At 65.7% G+C, this 19536-nt stretch carries 15 protein-coding genes, 1 tRNA gene and 1 pseudogene; 10 read left to right on the top strand and 7 right to left on the bottom strand.

Translation table 11 applies throughout. The features are described from left to right. Window positions 1-4 precede the first annotated feature (4 nt). From grxC to GGQ98_RS08305, 5 genes are all read left to right on the top strand, one after another. Window positions 5-268, top strand: a complete 264-nt coding sequence (grxC, locus tag GGQ98_RS08285; protein WP_184067867.1) for a glutaredoxin 3 — start codon at window positions 5-7, stop codon at window positions 266-268. Between the two features lie 25 nt (window positions 269-293). Next, on the top strand, window positions 294-1112 hold the full coding sequence (locus GGQ98_RS08290) for a nitrilase-related carbon-nitrogen hydrolase (RefSeq protein WP_184067970.1): 819 nt from the start codon (window positions 294-296) through the stop codon (window positions 1110-1112). Continuing rightward, the gene (locus GGQ98_RS08295) at window positions 1109-1561 is read left to right on the top strand and encodes a DUF1178 family protein (RefSeq protein WP_184067870.1); all 453 of its coding nucleotides are present in this window, start codon (window positions 1109-1111) and stop codon (window positions 1559-1561) included. Before GGQ98_RS08290 ends, GGQ98_RS08295 begins: the two co-directional genes overlap by 4 nt. 36 nt (window positions 1562-1597) lie before the next feature. Continuing rightward, window positions 1598-1674, top strand: a tRNA-Arg gene (locus GGQ98_RS08300). Window positions 1675-1800: 126 nt separating this feature from the next. After that, window positions 1801-3768, top strand: coding sequence for a serine hydrolase domain-containing protein (locus tag GGQ98_RS08305; RefSeq protein WP_184067873.1), 1968 nt, complete (start codon window positions 1801-1803; stop codon window positions 3766-3768). Window positions 3769-3811: 43 nt separating this feature from the next. Here the strand turns inward: GGQ98_RS08305 and GGQ98_RS08310 are convergent, their stop codons facing one another. From GGQ98_RS08310 to bla, 3 genes and pseudogenes are all read right to left on the bottom strand, one after another. Next, window positions 3812-4891 (bottom strand): amidohydrolase family protein, encoded by a 1080-nt coding sequence (locus GGQ98_RS08310; RefSeq protein WP_341534163.1) that lies wholly within the window; start codon window positions 4889-4891, stop codon window positions 3812-3814. Further along, a pseudogene (locus GGQ98_RS18345) lies at window positions 4780-5289 on the bottom strand (amidohydrolase family protein); the annotation flags it as partial. The gene GGQ98_RS08310 and the pseudogene GGQ98_RS18345, both read right to left, overlap by 112 nt. An 11-nt stretch (window positions 5290-5300) precedes the next feature. Then, window positions 5301-6305, bottom strand: a complete 1005-nt coding sequence (gene bla, locus GGQ98_RS08320) for a class A beta-lactamase (protein ID WP_184067879.1) — start codon at window positions 6303-6305, stop codon at window positions 5301-5303. A gap of 236 nt (window positions 6306-6541) precedes the next feature. Here bla and GGQ98_RS08325 point away from each other — a divergent pair, with 236 nt between their 5' ends. Beyond that, window positions 6542-8020 (top strand): serine hydrolase domain-containing protein, encoded by a 1479-nt coding sequence (locus tag GGQ98_RS08325; RefSeq protein WP_184067883.1) that lies wholly within the window; start codon window positions 6542-6544, stop codon window positions 8018-8020. A 145-nt stretch (window positions 8021-8165) separates the two neighbouring features. Beyond that, window positions 8166-10907, top strand: a complete 2742-nt coding sequence (locus tag GGQ98_RS08330; protein WP_184067886.1) for a TonB-dependent receptor plug domain-containing protein — start codon at window positions 8166-8168, stop codon at window positions 10905-10907. 234 nt (window positions 10908-11141) lie between these two features. On the opposite strand, the gene GGQ98_RS08335 is transcribed toward GGQ98_RS08330, so the two are convergent. From GGQ98_RS08335 to GGQ98_RS08350, 4 genes are all read right to left on the bottom strand, one after another. Beyond that, on the bottom strand, window positions 11142-12251 hold the full coding sequence (locus tag GGQ98_RS08335) for a PepSY domain-containing protein (RefSeq protein ID WP_184067889.1): 1110 nt from the start codon (window positions 12249-12251) through the stop codon (window positions 11142-11144). 1 nt (window position 12252) lies between these two features. Then, window positions 12253-13674 carry a M20/M25/M40 family metallo-hydrolase gene (locus GGQ98_RS08340; protein WP_184067892.1) on the bottom strand — a complete coding sequence of 474 codons (1422 nt, stop codon included), beginning with the start codon at window positions 13672-13674 and terminating at the stop codon, window positions 12253-12255. 73 nt (window positions 13675-13747) lie between these two features. After that, window positions 13748-15088: a sensor histidine kinase N-terminal domain-containing protein gene (locus GGQ98_RS08345; RefSeq protein WP_184067895.1), complete on the bottom strand. Its 1341-nt coding sequence runs from the start codon at window positions 15086-15088 to the stop codon at window positions 13748-13750. A gap of 43 nt (window positions 15089-15131) precedes the next feature. Then, window positions 15132-15815, bottom strand: a complete 684-nt coding sequence (locus GGQ98_RS08350) for a response regulator transcription factor (protein ID WP_184067898.1) — start codon at window positions 15813-15815, stop codon at window positions 15132-15134. 18 nt (window positions 15816-15833) lie between these two features. Between GGQ98_RS08350 and GGQ98_RS08355 the strand changes: the two genes are divergently transcribed. The 3 genes from GGQ98_RS08355 (at window position 15834) to chrA (ending at window position 19504) form a co-directional block, all read left to right on the top strand. Continuing rightward, a complete protein-coding gene (locus tag GGQ98_RS08355) occupies window positions 15834-16985 on the top strand; it encodes an ABC transporter substrate-binding protein (protein WP_243451780.1) in 1152 nt (383 codons plus the stop codon). Window positions 16986-17144: 159 nt separating this feature from the next. Then, the gene (locus GGQ98_RS08360; RefSeq protein ID WP_184067901.1) at window positions 17145-18104 is read left to right on the top strand and encodes a chromate resistance protein ChrB domain-containing protein; all 960 of its coding nucleotides are present in this window, start codon (window positions 17145-17147) and stop codon (window positions 18102-18104) included. Then, window positions 18101-19504 carry a chromate efflux transporter gene (chrA, locus tag GGQ98_RS08365; protein ID WP_184067905.1) on the top strand — a complete coding sequence of 468 codons (1404 nt, stop codon included), beginning with the start codon at window positions 18101-18103 and terminating at the stop codon, window positions 19502-19504. Before GGQ98_RS08360 ends, chrA begins: the two co-directional genes overlap by 4 nt. Window positions 19505-19536: the final 32 nt, after the last annotated feature.

Raw genomic sequence — 19536 nt, forward strand, 5'->3', positions numbered from 1 at the left:
GCTGTTGCCTAAGATTGAAATCTACACGAAATTCCTCTGCCCGTACTGCACGCGCGCGAAATCGCTGCTGAAATCGAAGGGCGCGAACTTCGAGGAGATCGACATCACCCTGTGCGGAAGCCGCCGTTCGGAAATGATCCAGCGCGCGCACGGCCGCACCACGGTGCCGCAGATCTTCATCGGCGGGCAGCACATCGGCGGTTCGGACGATCTCGTCTCGCTCGATATGGATGGCAAGCTCGATCCGCTACTGGCGCAATCTCTCTGAACGCCCCATATCCGGTGCCATGACAATACGCATCGCCATCGCCCAGATGACATCCGGCACGGCCCCGGCGGCCAATGCCGCCGTGCTCGCGGACCATGTCGCCGCCGCTGCGGCGGACGGCGCGGCCATGCTGTTCACGCCCGAGATGTCGGGGATGCTCGACCGCAACACCGCGCGCCTGTTCGCAAACGCCCGCAGCGAGGACGAGGATGTCGCGCTCGCCGCCGTGCGTAAAGCCGCACGGGAAGCGGGCATCTGGGTGGCGCTCGGGTCGCTCGCACTTCGCGACGCGCGCTATCCCGATCGCCTCGTCAACCGCAGCCTGGTGATCGACGACACGGGCGAAATCCGCGCGCGCTACGACAAGATGCACCTTTTCGACGTCGAGGCGGCGCCGGGCGAATATTACCGCGAATCCGCGAGCTTCGTTGCGGGCGTAGGCGTCTCGCTTGCCGAAACGCCCGTAGGCACGCTCGGCCTCGCGATCTGCTACGACGTGCGCTTCCCGCGCCTGTTCGATGCGCTGAGCGGCGCGGGCGCCGTGGTCATCGCCCTGCCCGCCGCGTTCACCCGTCCCACCGGCCGCGCGCACTGGCACACGCTGCTGCGCGCCCGCGCCATCGAAACGGCCTCCTTCGTGATCGCCGCCGCGCAGACCGGGGAGCACGAGGACGGCAGGTCTACTTACGGCCACTCGCTGGTGATCGATCCGTGGGGCGACATCCTGCTGGATGCGGACGAAGCCCCGGGGCTTCATTTCGCGGAGATCGACCTTTCGCGCGCCGAGGACGTGCGCAGGCGCATCCCCGTGCTTCAGCACCGCCGGGACATCGCCGCGCCGTGATCGTCTTCGACCTGAAATGCGCCAACGCCCACGTGTTCGAAACATGGTTCGGCTCTTCGAGCGACTATGAAACGCAGCGGGAGCGCGGCCTGCTTTCATGCCCGCTGTGCGGCAATGCCGAGATCGCCAAGGCAGTGATGGCGCCCGCCGTTCCCGCCAAGGGCAACACGCGCGCGGATACGCGCCCTGTCCCCGTGGCAGGCGGCGAGGACGCGCGGATCAAGCAGATGCTGGGCGCGCTCGCCGAGATGCAGAAGAGCATGATCGAAAGCAGCGAGTACGTCGGCACCCGCTTCGCCGAAGAGGCCCGCGCGATCCATTACGGCGAAACCGATGCCCGCGGCATTTACGGCGAGACCACCGCCGACGAGGCCGTGCAGCTCCGCGACGAGGGCATAGAAGCCATGCCGCTGCTGTTTCCGGTACGCACCGGCCGCACCGACGCTTGATATTTTCGCACGCTGCCGCCACTGATGCAGCCGCGTGCCCCCGTAGCTCAGCAGGATAGAGCGACGGTTTCCTAAACCGCAGGCCGGAGGTTCGAATCCTCTCGGGGGCACCATTTTTCTGCTTCCCTCGACATAAGCGGGCGTTGCGGATTCCGTCGATGGGGATTGACAATTTTCTGTTTGGGATGACTTTATCCCGATCAGGAGATCAATGTCGGATATCCATCGGGGGCTAAGCTATGGTTCGGAAATGTCTGAAACTCGTCATTGCCTTCATGGCAGTCGCAACGCATGCCGTTGCCGCCCCGCCTCCGGAAACGCGGCCTGCCGTCGCCGCGACAGCCGCACCCACGGCGCCGGAAAACAGCACCCTTACCAAAACCGACGTCGATGCCTGGCTCGACGGCCTCATGCCCTACGCGCTTTCGCGCGGCGCGATTGCGGGCGCGGTCGTTGTCGTCGTGAAGGACGGCGCGGTGCTGACGCAGCGCGGCTTCGGCTATTCGGATGTCGAGAAGCGCACGCCGGTCGATCCTGAAAAGACGCTGTTCCGCCCCGGTTCGGTGTCGAAGCTGTTCACATGGACGGCGGTGATGCAACTCGTGCAGGAGGGCAAGCTCGACCTCGATACGGACGTGAACACCTACCTCGATTTCAAGATCCCGCCGCGCGAGGGCAAGCCGATCACGCTGCGCAACATCATGACGCACACCACCGGCTTTGAGGAAGCCGTCCGCCGCCTGATTGCGGACGACGTGGAAAAACCCGAACCGCTCGGCACCGTGCTGAAGCGCTGGACGCCCGAGCGCATCTTCGCGCCGGGGACGACGCCGGCCTATTCGAACTATGCGACCGGGCTTGCCGGCTACATCGTCGAGCGCGTTTCCGGCGTGCCGTTCGACGACTATATCGAGCAGCGCATCTTCGCGCCGCTCGGCATGAAATATTCCACGTTCCGCCAGCCGCTTCCGGCCGAACTCAAGCCGCTGATGTCGCAAAGCTACCGGACGGCTTCGGGCGAAGCGATGCCCTTCGAGGTGGTGGACGCGCCGCCCGCAGGCAGCCTTTCGACAAGCGGTGCGGACATCGCGAAATTCATGACCGCGCACCTTGCAAACGGCGGGCCGCTGCTCTCGCCGGAAACCGCGAAGACGATGCACACCACGTTCCTCGACATGATCCCGCCGCTCAACCGCATGGCGCTCGGGTTCTACGAGCAGAACCAGAACGGCTATCGCATCATCGGCCATAGCGGCGGCACGCAGCGCTTCTTCACCTATCTCTGGCTGCTGATCGACGAAAACGTCGGCGTGTATATCTCGCTCAACAGCGTCGGGAAGGACGGCGCACCGAGCGCAATTCACAATGCGCTCATCACCGGCTTCATGGACCGCTATTTCCCCGGCACGCCGCAAGACGGAACGGTGGATGCGAAGACCGCCGCCGCCCATGCCCGCATGATGGCGGGGAACTATATCGCCAGCCGCCGCTCCGACTCCACCTTCCTGCGGACGGGCGCATTCGCCGGCCAGATGAAAGTGACGGTGGATGCGGACGGCGGAATGCTGGTCCCGAACCTCAGGACGCCGGGCGGCGAACCGCGCGCATGGAAGCAGATCGCGCCCTTCGTGTGGCGCGAGGTCGGCGGCAAGCAGCGGCTGGCGGCAAAGGTCGTGGACGGCAAGGTCCAGCGCTTCAGCATCGATGCCGGGTCGGCGGCGGTGGTCTTCGAGCCCGTCCCCTGGCACGCGAACACAGCCTGGCTCAACCCGGCCATGCTGCTTGCCGCGGTCGTGCTGCTGCTGACGGCGCTGTCATGGCCCGCCGGTGCCATCGCCCGGCGCGTTTACGGCGCTCCCCTTGCGCTCACCGGCCGGGCGCGGCTGCGCTACCACGTGGTGCGCGGCGCTGCGGCGCTCGCGCTCCTCGTCTGCGCCGGCTGGCTCTTCGTCTTCAGCGCAATGATGCAGCAGGGCTTGAGCGCAATAAACGGCAAATACGACGGACTGGTCGTGGCCCTGCAGACAGGGGCCATGATCGGCTTCTTCGGCCTGCTCGGCGTCGCGCTCTGGAACGCCTGGAGCGTCTGGACGGGCGGGCGTGGATGGGGTTCGCGGGTCTGGAGCGTGCTGCTCGTTCTGGCCGCCGTCATTGTGCTCTGGGCGGCCGCCACGTTCGGCATGCTCGGCTACGGCCTCAACTACTGACCGGCGGGCGAACGGGGCCGCTGCAAACAGCGGCCCCTTATGATCAGCGACCCTTTCCGGTGCCGAGGATCGCCTCTCCGGGGAAAAGCTTCGTCCCCAGCTTGCCGCCGTCGACGACCGGCTTGCCGTTCACCAGAACGTAGCGGATGCCCACCGAGGCCTGCATCGGCTTTTCGAACGTCGCGGCGTCGATGACGACGGCGGGATCGAACAGCGTCAGGTCCGCGTCGGCGCCCACGGACACGCGGCCTTTTTTCGCCATCTGCGGTGAAATGCCTTCCAGCCGCTGGGCAGGCATGATCGTCATCTTGCGCAGCGCGGTCATCAGATCGAGCGCGCCGCGCTCGCGGACATAACGGCCGAGCACGCGTGCGAACGCGCCCGCGCCGCGCGGATGCTCGCCCGACGTGCGCCACGGCATGCCGTCCGATGCGATCGAGATCGCCGGTTCGGCGATCACCTGATCGACAACGTCTTCGGGGATCATGTGGACGACGACCGCCGCGCCCGGCTGCTCGCGCCGGTAACGCTCGAACGTCTCCTGCGTCAGCCGCTCGCCCGTGGCGGGCCATTGCAGATCGCCGTAGCTGATGCCCGAGCGTTCCTGCCAGCCGTCGCGGAAGAATTCCGATCCGATCGCCGTGCTGCCCGCCGTGTAGGGATAGGCTTCCGAGGTGATGTCGAGGCCCCGCGCCTGCGCGCGCTTCACCATGTCGATGAGGACCGGCGTATCCTTGAGCCCGGTGGAATGGAGATGCACGAGCTGCAGCGGCGCGCCGGTGACGGCGGCGTTCGCGATCACCTCCTGCGCCACCGCGATCGGTACGCCGGGCGCAGGATCAAGTGGCCGGCTGCGGACGTGCACGAAAACCGGCGCGCGCGTCTCCGCCGCGGCCTTGAAGATGTCGTAGATTTCGCTGCGTCCCGCCCCCGGCGTGTATTCGATGCCGAGCCCGTAGCCGAGCGCGCCTGCCGCGACCTCTGATCGAGCGCGGCGACGATCGCCTTCTGCTGCTCGGGTGTCGCGGAGGCCGTGTAGGCCTTGCGGTCCGCCACGGTCTCGCCGTTCGCGGCGCCGTGGCCCTTGCACGGCGCGCCGGCGATCACTTCCATGCGCGCGCACTGGTGCGAGGCGGTCGCACCGAAATTGATGAGCGCGCGGCCCTTCAGCGCGCCGACGAACGCCTGCACCGGCATTGCGCCGCCTTCCGCGTCGATCGCGGTCGTGACGCCGTCGAGCACCTGGAACTGCTGGCCCTTGTCGTGCTGTCCGTGCGCATGGAGATCGACGAAGCCCGGCGCCACGACGAGACCCCGCGCATCGATGTTGCGCTTGCCTTTCAGCGCTGCGGTGGAGATTTCGGCAATGCGGTTGCCGCTGATCCCGACGTTCGCGACCTCGTCGCGCCCGCTTGCCGGGTCCATCACGCGCCCGCCGGAAATCACGATATCATAGGTTTGCGCGAGCGTCGGCGATGCCAGCGCGGCAAGCGCGGTCGCCAGATAAAGCACGGTTTTCATTTATACCCTCCTCAGTTCGCGAACAGGAAATAGTCGCGCACGGTCCGCGCGATTTCGGCGATGGCGCGTTCGCGGTCCGCAGTCGGCGCGGCGCTCTCTTTCACATAGGCGGCGATCACGACACCCGTGCCGTCGGGCAGACTGACCATGCCCACGTCGTTCACCGTGCCGCCGATCGTGCCTGTCTTGCGCGCGATGGTCGTACCCGGCGGCATCCGGCCCGGCAGACGCGCCATGCCCGTGCGGCAGCGCTCCATGATCGCGGTGAACGCCTTGGTGCTTTCGGCCGAGAGCGCCTTGCCGGCGAACATGCGCGTGAGCAGCGCCGCCATCGCCGCCGGACTGGACGTATCCCTGGGGTCTGCGTCGAACGCCGCGTCGGGCCGGCTTCCCTTCGTGAGGAGCGCCGGATCCGCCTTCGCCGCCGTTTCGAACGCTTCGGTCAGCGGGCCTTCGCCGAGACGGTAGAAATCCCGCAGCAGCCGGTTCGTATCCCGGTCCAGCCGCATGGCGCTGACGCCCTGCGCGCGCACCCAGGCGGTCACCGCTGCCGGTCCACCCGCCGCTTTCATCAGCACGTCGGTCGCCGTGTTGTCGCTTTGCGTGAGCATCACCTCGAGCAGATTATGGACGGAAAGGCTGACGCCGGGGTGGATGAAACGGTCGGCGATCACTTCGGAAGGCGACATCATGTCCTGCGGCACGTCGAGCATCTGGTCGAGGCGGAGCTGCCCCTTGTCGACCATGTCGAAGATCTTGCCCGCGAGCGGCACCTTGAAGGTGCTTGCCATCGGAAACGCCGCGTCCGCGTTCAGAAGGATGCGGGGGCCCTTGCCGTCCAGCCGCCAGGCCGCGATGCCGACAACGCCGCCCGCACCGGCCGCGAGCCGCGCCACTTCCGTGTCCACAACCTTCGTCGCCGCAGGGACGGCGGCGGCGGCAGCGACGGCGGGCTGCCCTGCCAGAGCCGCAATAGCCAATGGCAAACAGAGCCAGCGCATGGCGTTCCGTTTCATGATCTCTCTCCCGTTTTTGAAATCCCGACGCCGGGCGTGTCGCGCGGCGAATTTCCATATGGGACAATGCTGGTAAATTTCATCAAAAGCAATATCGGATATGGAGCAACACAACATATTGAAATAATTATGTTATTTTTGTTTCACGAAAAAGCATGTGTAGATTTTCACAATCCCAATTTGAAAATAGCGTCCTGATATGTCAAAAGCGCCGGATATAAAAAGGGAGAGCCGAGATGACACGCCGACGCAATCGATCGACATCCATCGTTCTGAGCGGGGCCGCGCTCGCGCTGGCGTTGATCGCCGCGACGCCGTCGGCAGCGGCCCCTGCAGCAGAGGTGGTCAGCGTCGATCCGGCCCGCCTTTCCGGGCTTCCGGCATTCATCGACGGCGTGATGGCGCAGCAGATCGCCACGCGCGAGGTTGCGGGCGCCGTCGTCACGGTGGTGTCGGGCGGAAAGGTGCTCTTCACCAAAGGCTACGGCTATGCCGATATCGACCGCAAGATTCCGGTCGACGGCGAAAAGACGCTGTTCCGTCCCGGCTCCGTATCCAAGCTGTTCACCTGGACCGCGCTGATGCAGCAGGTCGAGAAGGGCCGCGTGAAGCTGGACGAGGACATCAACACCTACCTCGATTTCAAGATTCCGGCCACGCAGTCGAAGCCGATCCTCGTGCGCGATCTCTTCACGCACACGCCCGGCTTCGAAGACCGGGGCGGCATTACCGTGCAGAGCACGGCGGATTTCGTGCCGCTCGATACGTTCATGAAGACCAACATCCCCGCGCGCGTGCGCGAACCGGGCGTGGAAAGTTCCTATTCGAACTACGGCTCGGCGATCGCGGGCTATATCGTGCAGCGCGTTTCGGGGGAGGCGTTCCCGGATTATGTGGACCGCCACATCTTCGCGCCGCTCGGCATGACGAGCGCGACGTTCCGCGAGCCGCTGACCGGCGCGCGGGCGCAGAACATGGCGCTCGGCTATGAACTGAAAGACGGGCGCTACGTCGCCAAGCCCTTCGAGCTTTACGCCAACATCATGCCCGCGGGTTCAGCCTCCGCCACCGGGCCGGACATGGCGCGCTTCATGCTCGCGCACCTCGCCGACGGCAAGCTCGGCGACGCGCGCATCCTGAAGCCCGAAACCATGAAGCAGATGCGCGAGACGCTGCACAAAAACACGCCCGGGCTGCCGGGCATCGCCTACGGCTATCTGGTGACGCGCGAATCGGGGCCGCGCCTCATCGGCCACGGCGGCAACACGGCGGATTTCCACTCCTCGCTGATCCTCGCGCCGGAGGCCGACTTCGGCTTCTTCATCTCCACGACCGGCGGACAGGGCAGCTACGGCGCGCGCACCGAACTGCAGAACGCCATTATCGGCCGCGTTTTCCCGGAAAGCCCCGCAGCGCGCTGGACCGGCACTTCGACGCCGCCGGTCGGCGCATACCGCACCAACCGCCGCACCTACAGCGATCCGCCGCGCCCCGAGTTCGACATCCAGGTCACCGCCGCCGGCCCGCACGCGCTCACGCTCGAATCGCGCGGCAACAAGACCTATTGGGAACAGATCGGCCCGCAGCTCTACGAACAGGTGACAACCGCGCGCGAAGGCGGCCCCTTCGAAAAGCTCGCGTTCTACGGGCCGGAGAGCGACCGGAAAATGTCGTTCTCCTCACAACCGCACGTTCTTTATCGTGTTGTTAAATAGCCACCCACAAGGAAAAAGCTGTCCCATTCAGGATATTGATGTGGACAATTGAAAACTTTCTCGTAATTTTCACATTCAGAAATAGACGCTCGCACGGCGACGGCGGAGCGCAACGCTTTCCATCAAGTCAGAAAAGGGGACTGTTATGACTTCTACGCTTGGTATCCGTTCACCCATTCGCATGGTGTCGGCGAGCGCGCTTGCGCTCGGCGCCGCGCTCGCCTTTCCGGTTTCAGCGCTCGCACAAACCGCCGAATCGACTGCCGCCGATTCGGATGTCATCATCATCACCGGATCGCGCATCAGCACCGTAGGCTTCGACGCTCCGACGCCGACCACGGTCGTCAGCGCAGCCGACCTTAAGCTCGGCGGCCGCACGGATATCCAGGCGGCGCTCGCCGACCTTCCGCAGTTCCGCATGACGCAGAGCGCGACCTCGACGAACACGGTGACCTCGTCCGGCCAGTCGCCGGCCGACCTGCGCGGCCTCGGCGCAGCCCGCACGCTGGTACTGGTCAACGGCCGCCGTCATGTCAGCTCGAACGATCTGCAGACGATTCCCTACTCGCTCGTGAAGAGCATCGACGTCGTCACCGGCGGCGCCTCGGCAGCTTACGGCTCCGATGCTGTTGCGGGCGTCGTCAACGTCCTGCTCGACAACAAGCGCGAGGGATTCGAACTTGGCGCACAGACCGGCATTTCCTCGCGGGGCGACGGCGCGAAATACATGCTTGAAGGTTCGGGCGGATTCAGCTTCGCCGACGGCCGCGGCCACTTCATCGTCGGCGGCGACTATCTGAACGACAAGGGTGTCATCCCCGGCACCTCGCGGCCGCGCATCGGCGCGAGCGGCTTTTTCCCCGGCGCCGACGGCAGGCTGTATCCGACGGCCGGGCTGCGCGAGTCCAACCGGCACGAGGACGGCGTCATCACGTCTGGTGTTCTGGCCGGTCAGGTATTCAATGGGGACGGTACGCTGCGCCCCTTCCAGTATGGCACTCAGCGCCCCGGTGCGCCGACGCTCATGATCGGCGGCGAAGGGTATCACATCGACAATTACCGCTCGCTCTCTGCGCCGATCCAGCGCGCTAACGTGCTCGCCCGTGCGAGCTACGACCTCACGGACACTCTCAACGTGTGGGTCGAGGGCAATTACAACCGTGTCTGGGACGAACGCCCGTTCTTCCCCGATCTGTGGATCAACCAGCTCACGATTTCCGCTCAAAATCCATTTCTCAGCGACACGATCCGCAACCAGCTGGCAACCGCCGGTGAGACGTCCTTCACGATGGGCCGCGCGGTCACGGACGTAGCTTTGGCGCATTATGATTACACGCGCGAAACCTATCAGGTTTCGATCGGTGTCGACGGCAGCTTCGGCGACGGAAAATGGCGCTACAATGCCTATTACAGCCACGGCGAGCAGACACAGGACCAGACGCTGCGGGACATCACCCTGCGTCAGAACTTCCTGGACGCGGTGAATGCGGTTGAGGGTCCGGGCGGCACGCCGGTTTGCAGTATCGCCCTGACCGATCCCACGACGGCTTGCCGTCCGCTCAACCTGTTCGGTTCGGGCAACGCCGATCAGGCCGCAGTCGATTACGTGACCGCAGACTGGAACGCCTACACGACGACGTGGCTGGACAGCATGGGTGCCAGCATCAGCGGCGAACCCTTTGACCTCTGGAACGAGCCTGTCTCGATCGCCGCCGGCATCGAGTATCGCGAACAGGCGTTCAGCACCTCCTACGACGACAACTCGCTAGCGAGCCGCTTCGGCACCATCAACGGCCAGAACATCGCGAAAACCGGCAACAACGTGAAGGAGGCCTTCGTCGAGGTCGCCGTCCCGCTGCTCGCCAACCTTCCCTTCGTCGAGAAGCTGATGTTCAACGGCGCAGCGCGCGTCTCCGACTACAGCACCAGGGGTTCGATCTGGTCGTGGAAGGTCGGCGCAGTCTGGGATATCAACGACAGCATCAAGCTGCGCGCCACGCGTTCACGCGACATCCGCGCCGCGAACCTCACCGAGATGTTCAGCCTGCGTTCCACGCTGTTCACCACCGTCGTTGACGAGGGCATCCCCGCCACACGCCCGACGACGAGCATCATCCTCTACACCGGCGGCAATCCCGAAGTGTCGCCGGAGATCGCGGATACGTTCACCGTGGGCGTGGCGCTGTCGCCGAGCTTCATGCCGGGCTTCCGCTTCTCTGCGGATTACTATGACATCAAGATCAACGACGTCATCACCACCCTCACGGCGCAGCAGATCGTCAACAGCTGCTATCTGCAAGGCAACACCGGCGCGTGCTCGCAGATCGTCCGCAATGGTGCCGGCGCGATCACCGAGATCAACGCCGCCTTCATCAACGTCGCCAAGTTCACGAACAAGGGCATCGATTTCGAAGCGTCCTATCAGAGCAACCTCGACAGCATCGGCCTTCCCGGTCAGCTGAACATTCGGGGCCTTGCAAACTATGTCGACAGCCTCGCGGTCGATAACGGCATCCTCACGATCGAGGGGGCGGGCTATCTCGGCTCGCAGGCGACGTACCTCATCCCGAAGTGGCGCGGTACACTCAGCGCAACATATGAGAGCGAAACCTTCGGCGCCGATATCCGTACGCGCTATGTGGACGGCGGCGGCTATGCGCCTGCCAACGTACTTGCCGGCCAAGGCGATGGCGTCGGCATCTCCAGCCGCTGGTATTTCGACCTCGGTGCCCGCGTCTACATCCCCTATGGCGATGACAAGAAGTTCACGGTTTACGGGAGCGTCCAGAACCTCTTCGACCGCGCTCCGGCGGTGGCTGCGGTGAGTTCGCCGTATCACGACCTGATCGGGCGCTACTTCACGGTCGGAGCCCGCCTCAACTTCTAGGTTTCCCCCAGGTCAGTATCCCATGCCCGCGGATCGTTCCCCCGATCCGCGGGCCTTTTTTTATCGCACGCCCGAAGCCTTCACGGCGTCGGCGAGAATGGGGCGCATCAGCGCATAGGCGGCGGCGTTGGGGTGCAGGCCGTCGTCATCGAGACCGCCGAATTGGCGGGCTCTGCGTGCGCCGATGCGGCCAGAAACGCCGCGACAATTACGGCGCAGACGCCAGGCCCGCGTTCAGGCCGCATTTCGGGCAAGGCGGTTTCCGGCCTTTCCGCGCCCTGCCCGCTGTCGCCGCGCGGAGAGCCAGAGCCAGACGCCGCTGCCCGCGAAGAACACCAGCGAGAGACCGCCCGCGAGCACGAGCAGACGCCCGGCGAGCCCGCCCGCCTTGCCGGTGTGGATCGTGAAGAGCCAATCGTAGGCGGTGTTCATCGGCGGCAGCGCGGCGGGTTCATAACGGCCGAGTTCGACGCCTTCATAGGCGTTGTAGAAATACTGGCGCGTCGCGTTCGGGCGGCGCGACGATTCATCCTGGAAATACAGCGCAACCACCTGCCCCGCCGCGCCCGAGAAGCGAACCTCGCGCAGCGGTAGCGGCCCATGCCGGCTGCGCGCATCGGCGAGCAGCGTATCGACCGGACGCATCGGCATTTCGGAAAGCGCAACGTCGAACTTGGGGCGCGGCACCACGGGCAGATACGGCTGCAATGCGGCGCGGTGGATGAGAAGCGCGCCGGTAACGCCCGACATCACCAGCACGATGCCAATCGCTGCACCGATCGCGCGGTGCGCCGTGCGGACGGTGCGGTCCGCACCCTGCCCCGTGAGGATACGGAACCCCGATTTCAGCCTGCGGCGCCCCGGCCACCAGATGATGACGCCGAACACCACGAGGAACACGAGCGCGACGCCTTCGATGGTGACGATGATTTCGCCCGTCTTCCCCGCAAGCAGCGTATCGTGGAGGTGAAACAGCCACTCGGCGGGCCACGCCTCATAGCCGCCCTGCCGCACGATCATGCCGCCGTAAGGATCCACCGCGACCATCCACGGCGCACCGTTTTCAAGCCGCATGAAGGCCGTCGCGGCGCGCGCGGGATCTTCAGCGAACTTGATCCGCTGGAGCACCGCCTGCGGCGCGGCCTCGCGCACCGTATCGACCAGCGTTTGCACGGGCATCGCTTCGCCCGGCGTGACCACGAGCGCGGGATGGATGACGTTTTCGATCTCCTCGCGGAACACCAGGAGCACCCCCGAAAGACCCTGCACCAGCAGCAGCGCCGCGAAGGCAAGGCCTACCCAGCGGTGGAGCGTGAGCAGGGTCGTTCGGGTCGAAGGTTTCACGTCACTGCGCCGAATAGGCTTTCACGAGGCGGTAAAGAAACGCGCGCGCATCGAGCAGTGACGTGACGCGAATACGTTCGTCGAGGCCGTGCGCGCCGTTTCCGTCCGGGTCGCGGAACACGCCCGAGATGCCGTAGGTCGGAATACCGGCGGCGTTCAGGAAACGCCCGTCGGTCGCGCCGCTGCTGAGACTGGGGATCACCGGCACGCCGGGCCACATCTCCGCCGCGATACGCTCCACGGGCTTCATGATGCGCGCGTCGAGCGGCGGCGCGGGCGGCTGCGGTCCGGGCTTTGCGGCCAGCGTGATCTCGACACGCGCATTTGCGGCAACCTCGGCAAGGCGCGCGCGCGTCCCGTCAATGCTTTCGCCGGGCATGACCCGGCAATTGATGTTCGCTTGCGCGTGCTGCGGCTGCGCATTGGGCGCATGCCCGCCTGCAAGCTGCGTAGGCACGCACGTGGTGCGCAGGAATGCGTTCCACAGCGGATTGGCGGCCGCGATGCGGGCGAACGCCGCCTCGTCGGCAGTGCCGTTTCCGGCGGCGGCGAGATCCTGCGCGATTTGCCCGCTGTAGAGCCCGGATGTACGCCTGAAGAAGCCTTTCGAAGCCTCGGTCATGTTGACCGGAAACCGGTAACGGTCGATCCGCGCGACGGCAGCGGCAAGATGCCCGATCGCATTGTCGTCGACCGGGCGCGCACTATGACCGCCGGGCGCGGTGACGGTGAATTTGAAATCCTGATAATATTTCTCGCCGATCTGCACGCCGAAGGAAATCGGCTTGCCGTTCTCGTCAAGAACGCCGGACCCGCCTTCATTGACCGCGAATTCCGCCGCGAGCGTATCGGGCGCCGTCGCCAGCAGATACTGCACGCCGTTGAACACCGAATCGGTTTCCTCGCCGCAGGTCAGCGCCAGCTTGATCGTGCGTTTCGGTCGGTAGCCTTCCTGCTTGTAGCGAATGAAGGCGTCGACGAATGACGCCGCCATCGCCTTGTCGTCGACCGTACCGCGCGCATAGAAATAGCCGTTTTCCTCGAAGAGCGTGAACGGGTCGCGCTTCCAGTCCGACTTTTTCGCCTCCACGACGTCGATGTGCGCGAGCAGCAGCATCGGCGCGAGCTTCGCGTCGGTGCCCGCGATGCGCGCCACGAGGTTGCCCTGCCGGGGAAAGTCCGGCGACACGATGATCTGCATGTCGCCTTCGGCATAGCCCGCCGCCGAAAGCCGCGCCGCCATGCGCTCCGCCGCGAGCGTGCAGCTGCCGCTCGACAGCGACGTGTCCGTCTCGACGAGTTCGCGGTAGGTCGCGCGGAAATCGCTTTCGCCTGCGCGGGCCGGGTCGGCCTTCGGCGCGGCGATCGCCGCCTGGCCGAACAGGGCGCAGGCAACCACGGCAATACTGGGCAAACGAAACATCCGCACTCTCCCCCTCCACAATGAACCGGCGCAGCCTACGCTAGGCGTGAGCAGCTTTCATAGTGCTGTCGCATCAGGCGTTCTGCGCCAGATCCCTCGGGAGGCCGATCGCGACGCGCAGGCCGCCGCCCGGACGATCGGTAACCGATATGGTGCCGCCAAGCGCGTTCGCAAGCGCGCTGACGATCGCAAGCCCAAGCCCGCTGCCTTCGCTGTGGGCGCGGTCCAGCCGCCGGAACCGCTGGAACATGTGCGCGCGCATTCCCGGCGGAATCCCCGGCCCGTCATCCTCGACGACGACGTGAACGGCGTCTTCCGCCGCGACCCGGAGCCACACCGTGCCGCCGCGCCGGTTGTAGCGTATGGCATTGTCGACCAGGTTCGTGATGAGTTCGCGCGCGAACTCCTCGACCGTGCGAACGCTCGCGCTGCCCTCTGCATCGAACACGATTTCGATGCCCGCTTCGAGCGCTGCGGGAACGTGATCTTCGGCGACCGAACGCGAGAGCGCCACCAGATCGACATTGCGCGCAAGCCTGAGCACATTCTCGCGATTGCCTTCCGCGCGGGCGAGCGCGAGCAATTGGGTGAGCAGCCGCTGCAGGCGCGCGGTCGCGCTGTCGATATCGGCAAGCGATGCGCGCCCGCCCTCCGTGCCCGTGCCCTCGCGCTTCAGCACCTGCAGATGCGCGCGCAGGATCGACAGCGGCGTCCGCATCTGGTGCGACGCATCCGCCGTGAAACGGCGCAGGCCCTCCACCGCATTTTCCAGCCGCAGCAGGAGCCCGTTGAAGGCGTCGACGAGACTGCGCAGTTCGGCGGGAACCTGCTGCAGCGTCAGCGGCGTGAAATCGGTCGGCGAGCGTCGTGCGATGCCCCGGCGCACCTCCGCCAGCGGCACGAGCCCCCAGCGTACGGCAATCGGCACGAGCAGCACGAGCAGGCCGACGATCAGCGTTTCGAGCACGAGGAGCCCGGCAAGCATCCGCGCGCTGAGACTGCTTCGCGCGTCGAGCGTTTCCGCGACCTGCACGACCACCGGCGCCTCGACGCGTGGCACCCGCCGCACGATCGCCGCCACGCGGATCGGTGCGTGGCGGTACGCCGAATAGGCGAAGACGACGTCGTCGGTGCTTGCCGCGTCAATGTCGATACGGGGGAGATCGGGGTAGCCGGTGAGCAGTTCCCCGCCGACGCGCACGCTGTAATACACATTGTCGCGCTCGTCGTTTTCCAGCATGCCGAACGCGGACGGCGGCAGGTCAAGCGTGACCTCGCCGTCCTCCAGCGCAAGCGTGTCCGCGATCGAACGCGCCGAGGCATCGAGCAGGCGGTCGTTCACGCTTTCGACGATCCGCCCGATGATGAGCGCGCCGCCGACACCCAGGACCAGCGCGAGCGCCGCCGTCGGCACGATCAGCGCGACGAGCAGCCGCGCCGTCAGCGAAACGCGAAGATTACGCTTCAGCGGCAGGCGTATTCTCCATCACGTAGCCGAGGCCGCGCATCGTGCGGATCGCCGGGCCGGTCGGCCCGAGTTTGCGGCGCAGGCGGGCGATGTAGACCTCGATGGCGTTCGGCGCGACGGCCTCGTCGAAGCCGAACACTTCGGCGGCGAGCCGGTCCTTCGAGACCACCTTGCCGACGCGGACGACGAGCCGTTCGAGCAGCACCCATTCGCGGCGGCGAAGGTCGATCTGCTCGCCCGACACCCAGATCACGCAGCGCGACCGGTCGATCTGCAGATTGCCGACGCTGATCACCGGCGAGGGGTCGGAGACCGGGCGGCGCAGCAACGCCCGCAGCCGCGCGGCAAGCTCGGCGGGCTCGAAGGGTTTCAGCAGATAGTCGTCCGCGCCGAGATCGAGGCCCCGCACCCGGTCTTCCACCGAATCGCGCGCCGTCAGCATCAGGATCGGTGCGCGGCAACCGTTCGCACGCAGCGATTTCAGAACATCGAAGCCGCTCATGTCGGGCAGGTTCACGTCGAGCGTGATGACGGCGTAGGGCTCGTCACGCGCCATTTCGAGCGCCGATTCCCCATCGAGCGCGGAATCGACCGAATAGCCCTCTCCGCGCAGGGCCGCCGTCAGCCCGCGCGCAAGCGCCTCGTCGTCCTCCACCAGCAAGATTCTCGCCATGCTTCCCTCTTTGACAGAATGGCGATCGGCCCGCACACTATGCGCGTGATCGGGCTGCTTCGCAAAATTCCGTGCTTCGTCCCCCGCCGGCAGTCCCTGCGGCCATGGCGGCGCGCGCTCCTGCTGCTGCCCGCCGCATTCGCGCTGATAGCAGCGGGGCAACCGCGAGGCTATCCCCGCTCCTATGCGGATACGATCGCGGCGGCGCGGCGGGAAGGCGCGGTCGTGGTGTATTCAACCACCGACCGCCATGAGGTCGTGGGTGCGCTGAATGCATTCCGCAAGCGCTATCCGTTCCTGCGCGTCGATTACCGCGAGCTTGAATCGCCGACGCTCTACAACCGCGTCATCGCGGAATCGCGGGCACGAAAACCCACCGGCGACCTGATCTGGAGTTCCGCGATGGACCTTCAGATCAAGCTGGTGAACGACGGCTATGCGCAGGCCTATGCCTCCCCCGAAAAACCCTATCTGCCGGACTGGGCGATCTGGAAAAACGAAGCGTGGGGCGTCACCGCCGAACCCGTCGTGATCGCCTACAACAAACGCCTCGTGCCGCCCAGGGATGTGCCGCGCTCCCGCGCCGCGTTCGAACGTCTGCTGCGTTCCAACGCGGCGTTCTACAGGGGCCGGGTTTCCACATACGACCCGCGCCTGTCCGGCTTCGGCTATCTGCAATTGACGCAGGATTATCATGCGAGCCGCGACGTGATGGGGCTCGTCGGTGCGCTCGGCGCGGCGCGCGTGCGGCTGCATACGTCGAGCGGCCCGCTGCTTGCGGACATCGAAAGCGGCCGCAGCCTCTTCGCGTACAATGCGCTCGGCTCCTATGCGCTCGAGCTTGCCACGCGCAACCCGGACATCGGCGTCATCATGCCGAGCGACTACACGCTCGTCGTGTCGCGGATCGCGCTCATCGCGCGCGAAGCGCGGCAGCCCAACGCGGCAAAGCTGCTGCTCGATTTCCTGCTCTCCGTCGAAGGCCAGCGCCAATTGGCGCGTGCCTACATGGCGCCTTCGCGTGAGGATGTGGCGCCGCTGGCAGGCAGCAAGCCGCCGCCCTCGTCAGCGCGCCCCGTGAAGCTCGGCCCGGCGTTGCTCGCGAACCTCGACCGCATCCGGCGCGAGCGCTTCCTCGCCAACTGGCAGACCGCGCTCAACGAGAAATAGAGACCGATCGCCATTCCGCCCAGACCGGGGGCATTGTCGAAGTCTATCGCAACATAGGCCTGGACCGGCTCCAGCGCGTTCACTTCGTTCGTCGTCAGCGCAGCAGAAAAATGAGATATGCATGTTTCATAACATCCCTTGTGGTGATACATATGCTCTATGAATTCCTCGATAGCCCCCGAACACTGGCTGGCGCTACTCCATCAGCTCCCGGCAAAGCCGCCCTACCTGCGCGTGAAGATTTGGCGCCGCCTTCAGGCGATCGGCGCCGTGCCGCTCAAGAACGCCGTGCATGTGCTGCCCCGGCAGGACGAGACTGAAGCCGCGTTCCGCGAGCTGCTCGCCGAGATCATATCGGGCGGCGGCGAGGCGGTCCTGATCGATGCGCGAATGATCGAGGGCCAGAGCGACGCCGATCTGCGCGGCCTTTTCGATGCGGGACGCGACGCTGACTATAACGAGTTGACGCAGGCCGCACGCCGCCTGCTCGAGACAGGGCCGCCCTCCGGCCCGGATATCGCCAAGCTCCAGCGGCGGCTCGCAGACATCGTCCGGCTCGACTTCTTCGGCGCGCACGGTCGCCAGGACGCCGAGGCGGCCCTGCGTGAGCTGGACCAGAAGCGTTACGTCCATCCGGATGTCGGCCGCACAGGCGAACCGGCACCCTTGTCTACCGCCGGTCTCAAGAACCGCGTCTGGGTGACGCGGCGCGGCGTCCATGTCGATCGTATTGCCAGCGCGTGGCTGATCCGCCGGTTCATCGACCCCGAGGCCCGTTTCAAGTTCGTCGACGGCAGGAGCTACGCGCCGCAGTCGGGTGAGCTGCGCTTCGATATGGTCGATGCCGAGTTCACGCACGAGGGCGATCGGTGCAGCTTCGAGACCCTGTTGCTGCGCGCCGAACTGGAAGGCGACCCGGCGCTCGCAGCGATTGGCGAGATCATCCATGATCTCGACATTGGCGACGGCAAGTTCGGGCGCCCGGAGACGCCGGGTCTCGGCGCGATGCTGTCGGGTGTTTGCGCATCGACCGACGATGACCTCGAGCGCATCGCCAGTGGCGGCGATGCGCTTAACCAGTTCCATGCCTTTTTCAGCAATCGAAAAGCCGAGCGATGACCGTCACCACGACCGAGCAGCACGAAAGCGCCGCCACGCCGGCGAAAGATCACGGCATCCCGTTCGGCGATGCCGTTCGGGTGTGGGCGCGGATCGCGTCGCTGAGTTTCGGCGGTCCCGCAGGGCAGATCGCGGTCATGCACCGCATCCTCGTCGAGGAGAAACGGTGGATCGGCGAGGAGCGGTTCCTCCATGCGCTCAACTATTGCATGCTGCTGCCCGGCCCGGAGGCGCAGCAGCTCGCCGCCTACATCGGCTGGCTGCTGCACAAGACCAAAGGCGGGCTGGTCGCGGGGGCGCTGTTCGTGCTGCCCGGCTTTCTGGCGATCCTGGGGCTCAGCTTCGTCTACGTCTTGCTCGGCCAATCGCCGCTGATCGAGGGGCTGTTCTTCGGTTTGAAGGCAGCGGTGCTCGCGGTCGTGCTTCAGGCGGTTGTCCGGGTCGGTTCGCGGGCACTCAAGAACAATGTCATGCGCGGGATCGCGGTGGCCGCCTTCGTCGCCATCTTCTTCTTTGGCGCACCGTTTCCGCTGATCGTTCTGGGGGCTGCGCTTGGCGGCTATATCGGGGGACGCCTTGGCGCTCCGGCCTTCAAGGTCGGCGGCGGGCATGGCGCGGCGAGCGGCGATGTGGTCCACGATCGCGACACTGCGCTCGGCGAGGGCCTGCCCGATCATGCCCGCCCCGATCTTGCATGGTCGCTCAAGATTTCGGGCGCGCTGCTGTTTCTTTGGCTGGCCCCGGTCGCGGCGATTCTCGTGCTGGTCGGTCCCGACGACGTGTTTGCCCGCATCGCGACATTCTTCAGCCAGATGGCGGTCGTAACCTTTGGCGGCGCTTATGCGGTGCTTGCCTATGTGGCGCAGGAAGCTGTCGGCACCTATGGCTGGTTGCAGCCCGGCGAAATGCTGGACGGCCTCGGGCTGGCGGAGACGACGCCGGGGCCGCTGATCATGGTCACCCAGTTCGTCGGCTTTCTCGCAGCGTTCCGGGATGCGGGCGATTTGCATCCGCTGGTCGCCGCGACGCTCGGAGCGATCCTGACGACCTGGGTGACGTTCGTGCCCTGCTTCCTGTGGATATTCGGCGGCGCGCCCTTCGTCGAGCGGCTGCGCGGCAACCCGGCGCTTTCAGCCGCGCTCAGTGCCATCACTGCCGCGGTCGTTGGTGTGATCCTGAACCTCGCGCTGTGGTTCGCCATCCACACGCTGTTCAGTGACGTGCGGACGGTGAACATCATGGGCGGCGCGTTCGATGCGCCGATGCTCGTCTCGCTCAACCTGCCCGCCTTCATTCTCGCAGCGGGGGCGGTCATCGCGGTGTTCCGCTTCAAGGCCGGAATGATCCCGGTGCTGCTGGCCTGCGCCGTCCTCGGCGCGGCCTATGTTTTCATCGTCTGAAGGGAGATGTTTCAATGACCGTCTCACGACGC

The sequence above is a fragment of the Sphingosinicella soli genome, assembly GCF_014199685.1.
Lineage (GTDB): Bacteria > Pseudomonadota > Alphaproteobacteria > Sphingomonadales > Sphingomonadaceae > Sphingosinicella > Sphingosinicella soli.